The 13,860-nt window shown below is 64.2% G+C and carries 14 protein-coding genes; 12 read left to right on the plus strand and 2 right to left on the minus strand.

The features are described 5' to 3' along the window. Positions 1-134: 134 nt before the first annotated feature. The 3 genes from ACN2C8_RS07840 to ACN2C8_RS07850 all read left to right on the plus strand — a co-directional run bounded on the left by ACN2C8_RS07840 (position 135) and on the right by ACN2C8_RS07850 (position 3,880). Complete coding sequence (locus ACN2C8_RS07840; RefSeq protein WP_419255271.1) at positions 135-1,271, plus strand: TIGR03364 family FAD-dependent oxidoreductase; 1,137 nt, start codon at positions 135-137, stop codon at positions 1,269-1,271. Then, positions 1,268-2,104 carry a phosphonoacetaldehyde hydrolase gene (phnX, locus tag ACN2C8_RS07845; RefSeq protein ID WP_419255273.1) on the plus strand — a complete coding sequence of 279 codons (837 nt, stop codon included), beginning with the start codon at positions 1,268-1,270 and terminating at the stop codon, positions 2,102-2,104. Before ACN2C8_RS07840 ends, phnX begins: the two co-directional genes overlap by 4 nt. A 189-nt stretch (positions 2,105-2,293) precedes the next feature. Then, a complete protein-coding gene (locus ACN2C8_RS07850; protein WP_419255274.1) occupies positions 2,294-3,880 on the plus strand; it encodes an adenosine deaminase family protein in 1,587 nt (528 codons plus the stop codon). Positions 3,881-3,937: 57 nt separating this feature from the next. Here the strand turns inward: ACN2C8_RS07850 and ACN2C8_RS07855 are convergent, their stop codons facing one another. Beyond that, entirely contained in the window at positions 3,938-4,453 is a 516-nt protein-coding gene (locus tag ACN2C8_RS07855) for a GNAT family N-acetyltransferase (protein WP_419255275.1), read from the minus strand. A gap of 142 nt (positions 4,454-4,595) precedes the next feature. Here ACN2C8_RS07855 and secG point away from each other — a divergent pair, with 142 nt between their 5' ends. The 4 genes from secG (at position 4,596) to ACN2C8_RS07875 (ending at position 8,144) form a co-directional block, all read left to right on the plus strand. Continuing rightward, a complete protein-coding gene (gene secG / locus ACN2C8_RS07860) occupies positions 4,596-5,045 on the plus strand; it encodes a preprotein translocase subunit SecG (protein ID WP_419255276.1) in 450 nt (149 codons plus the stop codon). Between the two features lie 76 nt (positions 5,046-5,121). Next, the gene (locus ACN2C8_RS07865; RefSeq protein ID WP_419255277.1) at positions 5,122-6,774 is read left to right on the plus strand and encodes a CTP synthase; all 1,653 of its coding nucleotides are present in this window, start codon (positions 5,122-5,124) and stop codon (positions 6,772-6,774) included. A 115-nt stretch (positions 6,775-6,889) separates the two neighbouring features. After that, positions 6,890-7,072, plus strand: a complete 183-nt coding sequence (rpmF, locus tag ACN2C8_RS07870) for a 50S ribosomal protein L32 (protein ID WP_007671126.1) — start codon at positions 6,890-6,892, stop codon at positions 7,070-7,072. A 118-nt stretch (positions 7,073-7,190) separates the two neighbouring features. Beyond that, on the plus strand, positions 7,191-8,144 hold the full coding sequence (locus ACN2C8_RS07875) for a retroviral-like aspartic protease family protein (RefSeq protein WP_419255278.1): 954 nt from the start codon (positions 7,191-7,193) through the stop codon (positions 8,142-8,144). Positions 8,145-8,146: 2 nt separating this feature from the next. Here ACN2C8_RS07875 and ACN2C8_RS07880 read toward each other — a convergent pair whose 3' ends face one another. After that, positions 8,147-8,917 (minus strand): enoyl-CoA hydratase, encoded by a 771-nt coding sequence (locus ACN2C8_RS07880; RefSeq protein WP_419255279.1) that lies wholly within the window; start codon positions 8,915-8,917, stop codon positions 8,147-8,149. A gap of 110 nt (positions 8,918-9,027) precedes the next feature. On the opposite strand from ACN2C8_RS07880, the gene eno reads away from it, so the two are divergent. The 5 genes from eno (at position 9,028) to ACN2C8_RS07905 (ending at position 13,858) form a co-directional block, all read left to right on the plus strand. Next, positions 9,028-10,308, plus strand: a complete 1,281-nt coding sequence (eno, locus tag ACN2C8_RS07885) for a phosphopyruvate hydratase (RefSeq protein ID WP_419255280.1) — start codon at positions 9,028-9,030, stop codon at positions 10,306-10,308. 539 nt (positions 10,309-10,847) lie between these two features. Further along, entirely contained in the window at positions 10,848-11,144 is a 297-nt protein-coding gene (locus tag ACN2C8_RS07890) for an FtsB family cell division protein (protein WP_419255281.1), read from the plus strand. Positions 11,145-11,316: 172 nt separating this feature from the next. Further along, positions 11,317-12,348, plus strand: coding sequence for a pyruvate dehydrogenase (acetyl-transferring) E1 component subunit alpha (gene pdhA, locus ACN2C8_RS07895; protein ID WP_419255282.1), 1,032 nt, complete (start codon positions 11,317-11,319; stop codon positions 12,346-12,348). Positions 12,349-12,362: 14 nt separating this feature from the next. Beyond that, positions 12,363-13,709, plus strand: coding sequence for a pyruvate dehydrogenase complex E1 component subunit beta (locus tag ACN2C8_RS07900; protein ID WP_419262244.1), 1,347 nt, complete (start codon positions 12,363-12,365; stop codon positions 13,707-13,709). Beyond that, entirely contained in the window at positions 13,709-13,858 is a 150-nt protein-coding gene (locus tag ACN2C8_RS07905) for a hypothetical protein (RefSeq protein WP_419255284.1), read from the plus strand. The genes ACN2C8_RS07900 and ACN2C8_RS07905 overlap by 1 nt, the downstream gene beginning before the upstream one ends. Positions 13,859-13,860 lie beyond the last annotated feature (2 nt).

The raw sequence follows: 13,860 nt of genomic DNA on the forward strand, positions 1-13,860 counted from the left end.
TTTAGCGATGCTTCTGGCGCAGTGCGGCTGGTTCTGCACCAGCTCCGGGCAGCGAAGATCGCGTCGGCAGCACCTAATCTGGCTGGGTCGTTCGCTCGCGATCCGGGGCGTCCCTGTGGAGGCAAAAGGTAACCATGCGGCAGGAAAAATTTGATCTGGCCGTGGTCGGCGCGGGCATCGTGGGGCTGGCTCACGCCCTTGCGGCCGTCCGGCTGGGCAAGCGCGTGGTCATCGTCGACCGCGACGCCCAGGCGAACGGTGCGTCGGTGCGCAATTTCGGCTTTGTGACGGTCACGGGCCAGGCGCGGGGCGAAGTCTGGTCGCGCGCGCGGAGGTCCAGCGCCGTTTGGGACGAGGTGGCCGCCGCCGCCGGTATCCCGATTGTTCAGCGCGGCCTGACCGTTCTCGCTCGACGCCCTGAGGCCAAGGCGGTCCTGCAGGCCTTCCTTGAGACCGAGATGGCGGAAGGCTGCGACTGGCTGGGAGCCGGTCGGTTTGACGGCCGGCTCCCAGCCAGCGCGAACGGGCAGGGAGCCTTGAGCAGCACAAGGGATCTTCGCATCGAGTCCCGCGAGGCCATTCCGCGGCTGGCCCATTGGCTTGAGGCCGCTCACGGCGTGACCTTTCTGCGCGGAGTGGCAGTGTACGGCGTTGAGACGGGACGATTGGAGACGGGAGCCGGCGACATTCTCGCCGAGTCTATCGTGGTCTGTCCGGGCGACGATCTCAGCACGCTGTTTCCGGGCGCTTTCGCCAAGGCGGCGGTCACACGCTGCAAGCTGCAGATGCTTCGGCTGGCCGATCCCGGGTGGCGGTTGCCGTCGCCGGTGATGTCCGACCTCAGCCTGGTGCGTTATCTGGGCTATTCGGCTCTGCCCCAGGCTGGAGCGCTGTTGGAGCGGCTCCAGGCGGAACAACCCGAGCACCTGGCGCATGGCATCCATCTGATCGTGGTTCAAAGCGCCGATGGCTCGCTGGTGGTTGGCGACAGCCACCATTATGCGGCGACGCCAGACCCCTTCAGCCACGAGCACGTCGACCAACTGATCCTCGATGAGTTCGCCGATGTGTTTGGTCAGGTCGCGCCGCCGGTCGTCGAGCGTTGGACGGGGACCTATGCGTCTGCGCACAGCCACAGTCTGGTGGAGGCGCCGATGAGCGGCGTCCGTCTGGTGACGGTCACGAGCGGAACGGGGGCCTCCACGGCGTTTGCCCTGGCCCAGGATGTCGTCGCCGACCTCTACGACCTTGAAGCCGGAGACCTGACATGACGCTGAACGCTATCAAGGCGGTTGTCTTCGACTGGGCCGGGACCGTGATCGACTTTGGGTGTCGGGCGCCGGTTGTGGCGCTGATCCAGGTGTTTGGCGACAATGCCGTGGAGATCACCGACGCCGAGGCCCGGATCGATATGGGCAAGGCGAAGCGCGATCATATTCGCGCCTTGCTCGCCATGCCGCGCATCGCCGGGTGCTGGCGGGAGGCGCACGGCGTCCCTGCGACCGAGGCCGATGTTTCGCGCCTGCACGACGCTGTGGAGCCGATGATGCGAGCGGCGGCCCGTGATGCGGCGCTGCTTATTCCCGGCGCAGCCGAGTTGAGCGCGCGGCTAAGATCAGATGGCGTCAGGATCGGCTCATGCACGGGCTACACCCGAGCCATGATGGCCGACATTCTGCCATTGGCCGCCGAACAGGGCTACTCGCCCGACGTCGTCGTTTGCGCCGGTGAGACGAGGGAAGGGCGCCCGTCGCCTTTGATGATGTGGAAGGCTCTGGTCGACTTGGGCGCCTGGCCGGCCGGTGCATGCGTCAAGATCGATGACGCCACAGTGGGCATTGACGAAGGACTCGCCGCCGGAGCCTGGGTGGTGGGTCTATCGGCTTCCGGCAATGGAGTGGGCCTTTCGCGAGAGGCGCTCGCAGCGCTTTCGCAGGGTGAGCGCGATAGGCGCATCGCCGCCGCTGCGCAGGCGCTCGAAAGATCTGGAGCGCACTATGTGGTCGACAGCGTAGCCGATCTGGGCCCGGTCTTGGATGACATCGCGGCGAGGATCACCGCGGGCGAGACGCCGGCAAAACGCATCCTGCCTCAAGCCCGCTAGGATCAAGGACAAACTCAGCCCTGAGGCGTCCGATCGGCGCTGCCTACAACCGAATTCGCCGAGCAAGCGACGATCAGCCTGGTCGCTCATTGGCCGCCGTCGCGCCATTTGGCGTCCCCGGCATGAATGTGTGTTTGCCAGTCGGGGCAAATCACAGTGGGAAGGATGTGAAGCTTAGGAGCGTGGACGATGAGGGCGGACAAGGCGCGATTTGGGGCCCTGTTGAGTGTGGTCTTGGTCAATGGGCTTCTGGCCGCGACGGCCACCTGGGCCGCGCCCTCGTCGTCAATCGAAGCCAAGGCGGCCGCGCGATTTGACGTCGTTGCCCACGATCGCGTGCAACTGCGCCTGTTCCTGAAAAACATGCCCAAGGGCGGCGACCTGCACAACCATTTGTGGGGCGCGCCCTATGCCGAGGACTTCCTGGCCTGGGCCGCCGCTGATGGCCAGTGCCTGACCACCGGCGCGAAACCGGAGATCGTGACGGGGCCCTGCGACGGTCCAGGAAGGACTTCGGCCAAGGATCTGGGGCGGCGCGATCCGACCCTCTACAACCGGGCGATAGACGCCTTGTCGATGCGCAACTATGCGCCCGGCGCTGATGGGGCGACGGCTTCCGGCCATGATCAGTTCTTTTCGACCTTTGGCAGGTTCGCTGCGTCGGCCGTACGCAATATGGGGCCGATGATCACAGTGACCCGCGACTATGCCGCCGGTGATCGTGTCAGCTATGTCGAAAGCTCGGCCAATCCAAACACCATGCGGGCCTTTGCCGTCGCGGGGCAGGCCGATTGGAACGGCGATTTCGAGGGCGCTTTTGCGCGACTTGCGCCCGGACTTGCGCCCATGGTGGCAGAGGTTGGGCGTGAGATGGACGCCGCGCTCGCCGATGCCGACCGGCGCCAGGGCTGCGCACCGGGCGTTGCCGCCAAGGTGGGGCCATGCGGCGTGATGCTTGGCTTTCAGCCTTTCGTCGAGCGGGCTCAGCCGCCGGGCTTTGTCTTTGCCCAGATGCTGGCGGCTTTCGTCCTTGTCGAGGCCGACCCTCGCTTCGTAGGGGTCAATATCGTCAATCCCGAGGACGACCCGATCTCGCTGGCCGACTATTCGCTGCATATGCGGATGTTCAGGTTCCTAGCCGCCCGCTATCCCAAGGTGCCGCTGTCTCTGCACGCTGGCGAACTGACCTTGGGCCTGGTCTCGCCACGCGACCTCACCTTCCACATCCGCGAAGCCGTCGAGGTCGCGGGCGCCAAGCGGATTGGCCATGGGGTGGATATTGCCTATGAGGACGACGCTGAGGGGCTCCTGGCGCGCATGGCCCGTGATCGCGTGGCGGTAGAGATCAACCTGACCAGCAACGACGTCATCCTGGGCGTAAAGGGCGCCGATCACCCGATCGCCCTCTATCGCAAGGCCGGGGTGCCTGTGGTGCTGTCGACCGACGACGAAGGGGTCTCGCGCATCGACATGACCAACGAATACCTGCGGGCCGCCACTGAGCATGGCCTGCGCTACAGGGATCTCAAGGGCATAGCCCGCGACAGCCTGGAGTACGCGTTCCTGCCCGGCGCCAGCTTCTGGATCGCGAAGGGTGTTCGCGTTCAGGCCTGCGCTGAGGCCGGAGAGGTTTGTGACGCGTTCCTGGCCCAAAGCGTCAAGGCGACGGCGCAGTGGAGGCTGGAGCAGGATTTCGAAACTTTCGAGCGTTCGTTCAGCAATCGCCAGGGCTCGAGCCGCTTAAAATCTCGATTTACGCTAAAGCGCGCGCAGTAGAATTCTGTTCTCGAGGTTTCGGTCTGGACCTTGGCGCCGACGCTGCGTGCTTGTCACCTAGAGCAGCAATCCAAACAGCCTGCAGTCACGCCGCTCGCCATCGCGATGAATATGGCCCTTCAGATAGCCTTCGGGCTCGAAGCCCAGCCGCTCCAGAAGACGCTCGGCGCGGGTGTCTCCCACATGGGTTCGGGCGATCAGGCGCTTGAGGCCGATCGAAGCCGCGTGGGCCAGTAATGCGCTAACGGCCTCCAGGCCATAGCCTTGGCCCCAGCCCTCGCGGGCGACGATGAAGCGCAGCTCGGCGCGATGATGGCGTTCATCGATATCAATCAGTTCGCAATAGCCGAGGAACTCTCCGGTTTGGGATTGGCGGACCGCCCAGTAGTGGGCCTTGCCATCGTTCATCTCGGCCACCTGGGCGATAACGCAGGCCTCGACCTCTTCAGGGTCATCGATCGGCGCCTGATCCCAGTGGGCCATGACCTCGGGATCGCTGAGGAACGGATAGACGTGCGGCGCATCCGACGAGGTCAGGGGCGCCAGGGTCAGTCGCTCGGTTTCAAGGATCATTTAGGGTTTTGGCTTCGCGCTGAGGTCTTGAGTTGGCGGGCGTCCTTCCCAGCTATGGCGTGAGCGCGCCGCTAGTGGTAGAGGGGCCGCTTCGTTTTTCACGGCGGAACGTCCCGTCGCCCGGATCGAGATCAGTTTACTCATGCTCATCGGCATCCTGCTCGCCATCAACATCGTCGTCTGCCTCGGCCTGATCGGCGTGGTTCTGCTGCAGCGTTCGGAAGGGGGCGCCCTGGGCATGGGCGGCGGCAACACCGGCTTCATGACGGCGCGCGGCGCGGGCGACCTGCTGACCAGGATCACCTGGATCCTGTTCTCCATTTTCCTGGTGATCAGCCTGGTCCTGACCATCCTGACCGGCCGAATGGGCGGCGCCTCGGCCGTGGATCGGTTGAACATCGACAATCTCGATACCAAGACGCTGAACGCGCCGATCACGCCGCCGGCTCCCGTCGGCCAGGCCCCCGGGACCGCACAGCCGGGCGCCATCCAGGCCCCGACCCCCAGCATCAACCAGCCCCTGACCTCGCAAACGGCTCCCGCGCAGCCCTCCGCGCCGGTTCCGGCGCCTGCCCAAACCCCGGCCCAGTAAGCGTTTGCAGCGAAAGCTGTTGATGAACGTCGGTCTTTTCGACGCGATCGCCGAATCGCGAGTAATCTGAGCGCCCATGACCCGGTACATCTTCATCACCGGCGGCGTGGTTTCCTCGCTTGGAAAAGGCCTCGCCTCCGCAGCGCTCGGAGCGCTTCTCCAGGCTCGTGGCTACAAGGTCCGCCTTCGTAAGCTCGACCCTTATCTCAACGTCGATCCCGGCACGATGAGCCCGTATCAGCACGGCGAGGTCTTCGTGACCGACGACGGCGCCGAGACGGACCTCGACCTTGGCCATTACGAGCGCTTCACCGGCGTTTCGGCGACCAAGGCCGACAACATCACTACCGGCCAGATCTACAAGACGATCATCGAGAAGGAGCGGCGCGGCGACTATCTGGGCGCGACCGTCCAGGTGATCCCGCACGTCACCAACGAGATCAAACAGTTCGTCCTGTCGCCGGCCATGGACGAGACCGGCGAAAAGCCGGTCGATTTCGTGCTGGTCGAGATCGGCGGCACGGTCGGCGATATCGAGGGCCTGCCGTTCTTCGAAGCCATCCGCCAGCTGAGACAGGATCTGCCGCGTGGCCAGAGCTGTTATGTCCACCTGACCCTGCTGCCGTTCATCAAGACGGCCGGCGAAATGAAGACCAAGCCGACCCAGCACTCGGTCAAGGAGCTGCGCTCGATCGGCATCCAGCCCGACATCCTGCTGTGCCGTTGCGAGCAGGAAATTCCGGTCGAGGAAAAGCGCAAGATCGCGCAGTTCTGCAATGTGCGGCCCAGCGCCGTGATCCAGGCGATGGATAGCTCGTCGATCTATTCTGTGCCGATCGACTACCACCACGAGGGGCTCGATGCAGAGGTGCTGGACGTCTTCGGCCTGCAAGACGCGCCCAAGCCGGACCTGAGCCGCTGGGAAGCGATCGAGGATACCGTCAATCACCCCGACGGCGAAGTGACCATCGCTGTAGTCGGCAAATATACCGTCCTGAAAGACGCCTATAAGTCGCTCATCGAGGCGCTGCATCATGGCGGCCTGGCCAACAGGGTGAAGGTCAATCTCGACTGGGTCGAGAGCGAGACCTTCGAGGGCGATCCCGGCGCGGCTGCGGCTCGCCTGGAGAACGCCCACGCCATCATGGTGCCGGGTGGCTTCGGTGAGCGGGGGGCGGAGGGCAAAATCCGCGCCGCCCAGTTCGCACGCGAACGCAAGGTTCCATATTTTGGCATCTGTTTTGGCATGCAGATGGCGGTCATCGAGACCCTGCGGAACGTGGCCGGCATCAAGGACGCCTCTTCCAGTGAATTTGGCCCCACCGATCGTCCTGTCGTCGGGATCATGACCGAGTGGATCAAGGGCAACGAGACCGTCCAGCGACGCTCTGGCGACGACCTGGGCGGCACCATGCGCCTGGGAGCGTTCGACGCCGTTTTGACGCCCGGGAGCAAGGTTGCCCAGATCTATGGCGACACGGCCATCAGCGAGCGCCACAGGCACCGCTACGAGGTCAATATCGGCTACAGCCACCGGATGGAGGAGTCCGGCCTGAAGCTGACCGGTCGTTCGCCTGACGGCGTGCTGCCCGAAATCGTCGAGCGCGAGGACCATCCGTGGTTCATCGGCGTCCAGTTCCACCCGGAACTGAAGAGCCGTCCTTTTGCTCCGCACCCGTTGTTCGCCAGCTTTATCGCGGCCGCGAAAGAGCAGGGCAGACTGGTCTGAACAGGCGTGTTGCATGTCTGGAGAGATTCAGGCATAAGCGCGCGCTCACACGGCGGCTTGGGTTATCCCGAGTCGCCGTCTCTAATTTTCACGCTCAGCGCGCAGAGTCACTTCGATGGCCGTTCCCAAAAGAAAAACTTCGCCTTCTCGCCGGAACATGCGCCGGTCGCACCACGCCTTGGGCGCCAACTCCTTTGTGGAAGACAAGGACTCGGGCGAACTGCGTCGTCCGCACCACGTCGACCTGAAGACGGGTCTGTACAACGGCAAGCAAATCCTCACTCCCAAGGAAGACTAAGGTCTTTCCTTCACGGTTGTGAATCTAAAGACGCCGCCAGGGTTCGCCCCGGCGGCGTTTTTCGTCACGGCTGTACAAAAAACGGTGTTATTCTGGGTGGGCCACGGGAGGTCTGCCCATGCTCACACGCCGAATTCTAGCGGCGGGACTGGCGCTGTCGTTTTTGCCTCAAGGCGCTCTGGCTGAGCAGCCTGCGCCGGCGCTCACGCTGCCGCCTGAACCTGTCCTGATCCTCGACGCCTCTCTCGACCTCGACGATCGCCTGACCGTCCCGGTGAGGGTCAATGGCCAGGGGCCGTTCGATTTCGTCGTCGATAGCGGTGCGGATCGCAGTGTTCTCTCCGCGCCGCTGGCCGATCGACTGGGCCTGGCCCAGGGCCCCAATGTGCTGGTTCACGGGGTTGGCGGCGCGCAGATCACGCATACCGCCCAGGTTGGCGAACTTGTTGTCGGCGATACGCGGCTCTCCAGCGTCAACCTTCCCATCCTTCCGCTTGAACGCGTCGGCGCCGATGGCCTGCTGGGCATCGATATCCTGGAAGGTCGCAACGTGATCATGGACTTCCGCAAGCGGAAGCTGGAGATTCGTCGCAGCCGCTCGCCCTTCGACCTCGTCCGGTTGCCCCGCGAGGTCTCGGTCATGGCGGATGATCGCTTTGGCCGCCTTACGGTCGCCGACTGCCGGGTCGCTGGGGCCAAGGCCCTGGCTTTCATCGACTCTGGTGGCGGGGTCAGCATCGGCAATATGGCCCTGTCGCGCGCCATTGCCACCCGACGGCGCCGTCAGGACGATGTGAGGTCAGCCCGGTTGTTGACGGCGTCTGGTGAGATCTCCGTCGGCGAGTACCGCATCGCGCCATCCCTGACGCTGGGCGATCTGCGCATGACCAATGTGCCCATGGCCTTCGCCGACCTCCACATCTTCGATGTCTGGAGGCTCAACGATCGGCCGGCCTTGCTGCTGGGCGTCGATATCCTGCAACTGTTTTCACGGGTCGAGCTCGATTTCGGCGCGGGGCGCGTGTTGTTCCGCATCGGCGGTGTGACGCCGCCCCGCATCCTCAGCGCCTGATCCTACTGGCTGCGTCCACGGGCCTGGATCTGGGCGCGCCGGGCCTCCACCGCCGCAGGCGTGACTTTGCGATTGTGAGCGCTGGAACGCTCATGCTCGATCTCGAGGCCCTTGCGGAATGAGCGGTCAAAGCCGTCATCGATCAGGCTCTTGTAGAATGACAGGGTCTCTACCGGGATCGACGCCATGTCGGCGGCAAGCTTGAGCGCGGTCGGCATCAGCTCGGCGGCCGAAACCACACGATTGACCAGGCCCCATTCCGCCGCAGTCGCGGCATCGATGAAATTGCCAGTCAGTGAAAGCTCCTTGGCGCGATAGACCCCGATCAGGCGCGACAGCTTTTGCGACAACCCCCAGCCGGGCATGATCCCGACCCGGGCATGGGTGTCGGCGAAGCGGGCGTTCTCCGATGCGATCAGCACATCGCAGGCCAGCGCCAGTTCGAAGCCGCCGGTGATGGCGACCCCATTGATCGCGCCAATGACCGGCTTGCGGCATAACTCGATCGCTTTGACCGGATTGGTTTCCGCGCCCTGGTCATTAGCCGCACTCATCGCCCTTGGGTCGCTGCCCAGCTCCTTGAGATCCAGCCCGGCGGTAAAGGCCTTCTCGCCGGCGCCGGTCAGCACGACCACACTGATCGCGGGGTCGGCGTCCAGTTCGAACATGACGGTATGCAGCATGGCCCGCATGGCCTTGGACAGCGCGTTCATGGCCTCTGGCCGGTTCAGGGTGACAACGGCGATCGGGCCGCTCTTCTCGACGGTCAGCATGGCGTACTCCTGTTGTGACCGACGATCAGTCGTCATCCCGAGGGAAGTCAAGTTGCGCCGCAGCGCGGTCGCGGCTAAGGCTCCCGCGCCTTTCGCCTTGAGGAGCTGCCATGACCGAGATCGTCGACATCATCGCCCGCGAAATTCTCGATAGCCGGGGCAACCCGACGGTTGAGGTCGACGTGATCCTGGAAGACGGTGCCTTTGGCCGCGCCGCCGTGCCCTCGGGCGCCTCCACCGGTGCTCACGAAGCGGTCGAGAAGCGCGATGGCGACAAGAGCCGCTATCTGGGCAAGGGCGTCCTGCAAGCCGTTGACGCGGTGAACGGCGAGATCTTCGACGCGCTTTCCGGCGTTGACGCCGAAGACCAGCGCCGGCTCGACAATCTCCTGATCGATCTGGACGGCACCCCGAACAAGGCCCGTCTCGGCGCCAACGCCATTTTGGGCGTCTCGCTGGCGGCCGCCAAGGCCGCCGCCGAGTCCGCTGGTTTGCCGCTCTACAAGTACGTCGGCGGCGTCAACTCGCGCGTGCTGCCGCTGCCGATGATGAACATCATCAACGGCGGCGCCCACGCCGATAATCCGATCGACATCCAGGAATTCATGATCCTGCCGACCGGCGCGGCCAGCTTCAGCGAAGCCCTGCGCATGGGCGCCGAGATCTTCCATGGCCTGAAGAAGGCTTTGAAGGACGCTGGCCACAACACCAATGTGGGCGACGAAGGCGGCTTCGCGCCCAACCTGGGTTCGGCTGAAGACGCCCTGGCGTTCATCGTCAAGGCGGGTGAGGCGGCCGGCTACAAGGCTGGCGACGATTTCGTCCTGGGTCTGGACGTCGCCGCCACCGAGTTCTTCAAGAACGGCAAGTACGAGCTGGAAGGCGAGGGCAAGAGCCTGGATCCCGCCGGAATGGTCGACTATCTGGCGGGCCTGGCCGCCAAGTTCCCGATCCTGTCGATCGAGGACGGCATGTCCGAAGACGATTTCGAGGGCTGGAAGCTGCTGACCGAAGCCTTGGGCAAGAAGGTTCAGCTGGTCGGCGACGACCTGTTCGTGACGAACCCCAAGCGCCTCCAGATGGGCCTGGACAAGGGCCTGGCCAATTCGATCCTGGTAAAGGTCAATCAGATCGGCACGCTGTCGGAAACCATCGACGCCGTCGATCTGGCTCACCGCGCCGGCTACACCAGCGTGATGAGCCACCGCTCGGGCGAGACCGAGGACTCGACCATCGCCGACCTCGCGGTCGCGCTGAACTGCGGGCAGATCAAGACCGGTTCGCTGGCCCGTTCGGACCGGCTGGCCAAGTACAATCAACTGCTGCGCATCGAGCAGATGCTGGACGATCAGGCTGTCTATGCGGGTCGATCGGCGCTCAAGGGTCGTTGATCGCCCCTAAAGCGTGAACTTCAGGAGGGCGCGGCTTCGGACAGGAGCTGCGCCCTTTTTCTTGACGCCATAGCCCGTGATGGCGCGACAGGCGGGATCGCCCACCGAGTCGCCTCCGGTACCTGTCCCTTGGCCCGAACCTTCTGGGTCGATGGCGCGCCGCCATAGGCTATCCAGCGGTCTCCTCCCTCTCAGAGCGTTTTGAAGATGATCGCGTTCGAGCGAGTGATCAGCCCGCCGGCCAAAGACGGCGATTCTCGGGCGCACGTGGTCAGCGCGCCGTCGGCTGTAGCGGCGCCGGACCAGACGCTCTCATTTTTTCTATAAGCCCCTCCCGGCAGTGCGCCAGCAGCGGAATTGCTGTCTTCGCGAGTGCGAAACGAGCGCTGCGGTGCGGTATCTAGATGCCGGTGAAACGATCTCAAATGAAAGCATCGGGCGGCGGCGGTTCTCGGAACGCAGACGCACTTCGTCAGCCCTTATTCAGAAGGCGTTAAGCACGATCTGAGACCCTGAGAATCCCCTCCCGGGATTCTCAAATGTTCGCCCGACTGCAACCGATCCTGCCGACCGCGGCGATCCTTTTCCTGATCTTCTACTTCGTGTTTCACGCCCTGACCGGCGAACGCGGGCTATTGTCGACGTCTCAACGCAATGCAGATCTTGCGGCCAAGACGAAGGAGCTCAAGAAGATCCACGCTGAAAGGATGGACCTGGAGGCTCGGGCTCGTCTATTACGCAGCGGCAGTCTGTCGGCCGATCTTCTGGAAGAACGCGCACGTTCTCTCCTAGGATATGCCGACCCGAGGGACTACGTGATCCGCACGAAGCGCTAGCGCTTTCGGAACACGGCCGACGGCGCGGACTGGCGATGGTTCTCCGGCTCATCCGATCCGGAAGCCATCTGGGCGTGACATGTGGAACACTTCCTTCGCGGAACCGACGACGACTTCGGCGGGACGTGCTCTGGGATGAAGGCCGCGATGAAGATTGGCCAAGGAGAGTTGAATGGCGCGAACGCGCAAGGGTGAAGCTTCCGAGGGTAAAGCGGGTGACACCGGTGTCAACGCTTTCGTCGGCAAGGATGAGCTTCTGAAGTTCTATCAGGACATGCTGCTCATTCGCCGCTTCGAGGAGCGCGCGGGCCAGCTCTACGGCATGGGTCTGATCGGCGGGTTCTGCCATCTCTACATCGGTCAGGAAGCCATCGCGGTCGGCATGCAGTCGATCCAGCAGAAGGGCGACCAGATCATTACGGGCTACCGTGACCACGGCCACATGCTGGCTGCCGGCATGGACCCCAGGGAAGTCATGGCCGAGCTGACCGGTCGCGCAGGCGGGTCGTCGCGCGGCAAGGGCGGCTCGATGCACATGTTCGACATCGAGACCGGCTTCTACGGCGGCCACGGCATCGTCGGCGCCCAGGTCGCGCTGGGCACGGGTCTGGCGCTGGCCAATCACTACAAGGGCAATGGCAACGTCTCTTACGCCTATTTCGGCGACGGCGCGGCCAACCAGGGCCAGGTCTATGAGAGCTTCAACATGGCCCAGCTGTGGAAGCTGCCGGTCGTGTACGTGATCGAGAACAACCAGTACGCCATGGGCACCAGCGTCGAACGTTCGGCGTCGGAGACCGCCTTCCACAAGCGCGGCGTCTCGTTCCGAATTCCGGGCGAGGAAGTCGACGGCATGGACATCGTCGCCGTGCGCGAGGCCGGCGCGCGCGCCACCGAGCATGCGCGAAGCGGCCAGGGCCCGTACATCCTTGAGATGAAGACCTACCGCTATCGTGGCCACTCGATGTCGGATCCGGCCAAGTACCGCACCAAGGAAGAGGTCGACGAGGTCAAGCACACCCGCGATCCGATCGATCACATCAAGGAGCGTCTGGCCAAGGTCGGCGTCACTGAGGACGATCTGAAGGGCATCGATGCCGAGGTGAAGCGCATCGTCGCCGAAGCCGCGGAGTTTGCCCGCACCAGCCCTGAGCCGGATCCGTCCGAGCTGTACACCGACGTATACCTGGAGGCCGCCCAGTGAGCGTGGACATCCTGATGCCCGCCCTCTCACCCACGATGGAAGAGGGCACGCTGGCCAAATGGCTGGTCAAGGAAGGTGACACGGTCAAGGCCGGCGACGTGATCGCCGAGATCGAGACTGACAAGGCGACGATGGAAGTCGAAGCCGTCGATGAAGGCGTCGTTGAGGCCATACTGGTCCCCGGCGGCACTGAGAACGTGAAGGTCAACACGCTGATCGCGCGCCTGAAGGGCGAAGGTGAGGCGGCTTCGACCGCTCCGGCTCCGACCGCCCAGGCCGCCCAGGCCGCCCCGGTCGCGTCTGCGCCTGTCGCGGCGGCCCAAGTCGCCAACGCCGGCGCCTCGACCTTTGCCGACCCGGAAATCCCGGCCGGCACGCCGATGAAGAAGATCACCGTGCGCGACGCCCTGCGCGACGCCATGGCCGAAGAGATGCGTCGCGACGACCGCGTGTTCCTGATGGGCGAGGAAGTCGCCCAGTACCAGGGCGCCTACAAGGTCAGTCGCGACCTGCTGCAGGAGTTTGGCGCCAAGCGTGTCATCGACACCCCGATCACCGAGCACGGCTTTGCCGGCATGGGCGTCGGCGCGGCGATGGCCGGCCTGAAGCCGATCGTCGAGTTCATGACCTGGAACTTCGCCATGCAGGCGATCGACCACATCATCAACTCGGCCGCCAAGACGCTGTACATGTCGGGCGGCCAGATCAAGTCGTCGATCGTGTTCCGCGGCCCCAACGGCGCGGCCAGCCGCGTCGGCGCCCAGCACAGCCAGGACTACGCGGCCTGGTACGGCAATGTGCCCGGTCTGAAGGTCATCGCGCCCTACGACGCGGCTGACGCGAAGGGCCTTCTGAAGGCCGCCATCCGCGACCCGAACCCGATCGTCTTCCTCGAACACGAGATGATGTACGGCATCGAATTCGACATCCCCGATGTCGAGGACTACGTCGTGCCGATCGGCAAGGCCAAGGTCCGCCGCGAAGGCACGGACGTCACCCTGGTGGCCTACAGCCGCATGGTCGGCTTCTGCCTGAAGGCTGCCGACGAACTGGCCAAGGAAGGCATCTCGGCCGAGGTCGTCGATCTGCGGACCATCCGTCCGATGGATCACGAGACGATCCTGCAGAGCGTGAAAAAGACCAACCGTCTGGTCACGGCCGAGGAAGGCTGGGGCCCGATGGGCGTCGGCGCCGAGATCGTCGCCCGCATCACCGAGCACGGCTTCGACTACCTGGATGCGCCGCCCCTGCGCGTGCACCAGGAAGACGTGCCGCTGCCCTATGCGGCCAACCTGGAAGCCCTCTCGCTGCCTTCGGTCGACAAGATCGTCTCGGCCGCCAAGAAGGTCTGCTACCGCTGATGAAGACGCGGCTCACGTCTGGCGGGATGGCGGCGATCGCTGCATACCTGTTGGATGTGAGCCGTTTCGATTTCGGCCAAGAACAACACCTCGCCCCGGCGCGAGATCGCGCGGACGACGGCCCGGCCGACAACGTCCCGAACGCTTGAGG

Origin of the sequence: Caulobacter sp. ErkDOM-C (assembly GCF_048541825.1) — a bacterium.
Taxonomy (GTDB): domain Bacteria; phylum Pseudomonadota; class Alphaproteobacteria; order Caulobacterales; family Caulobacteraceae; genus Caulobacter.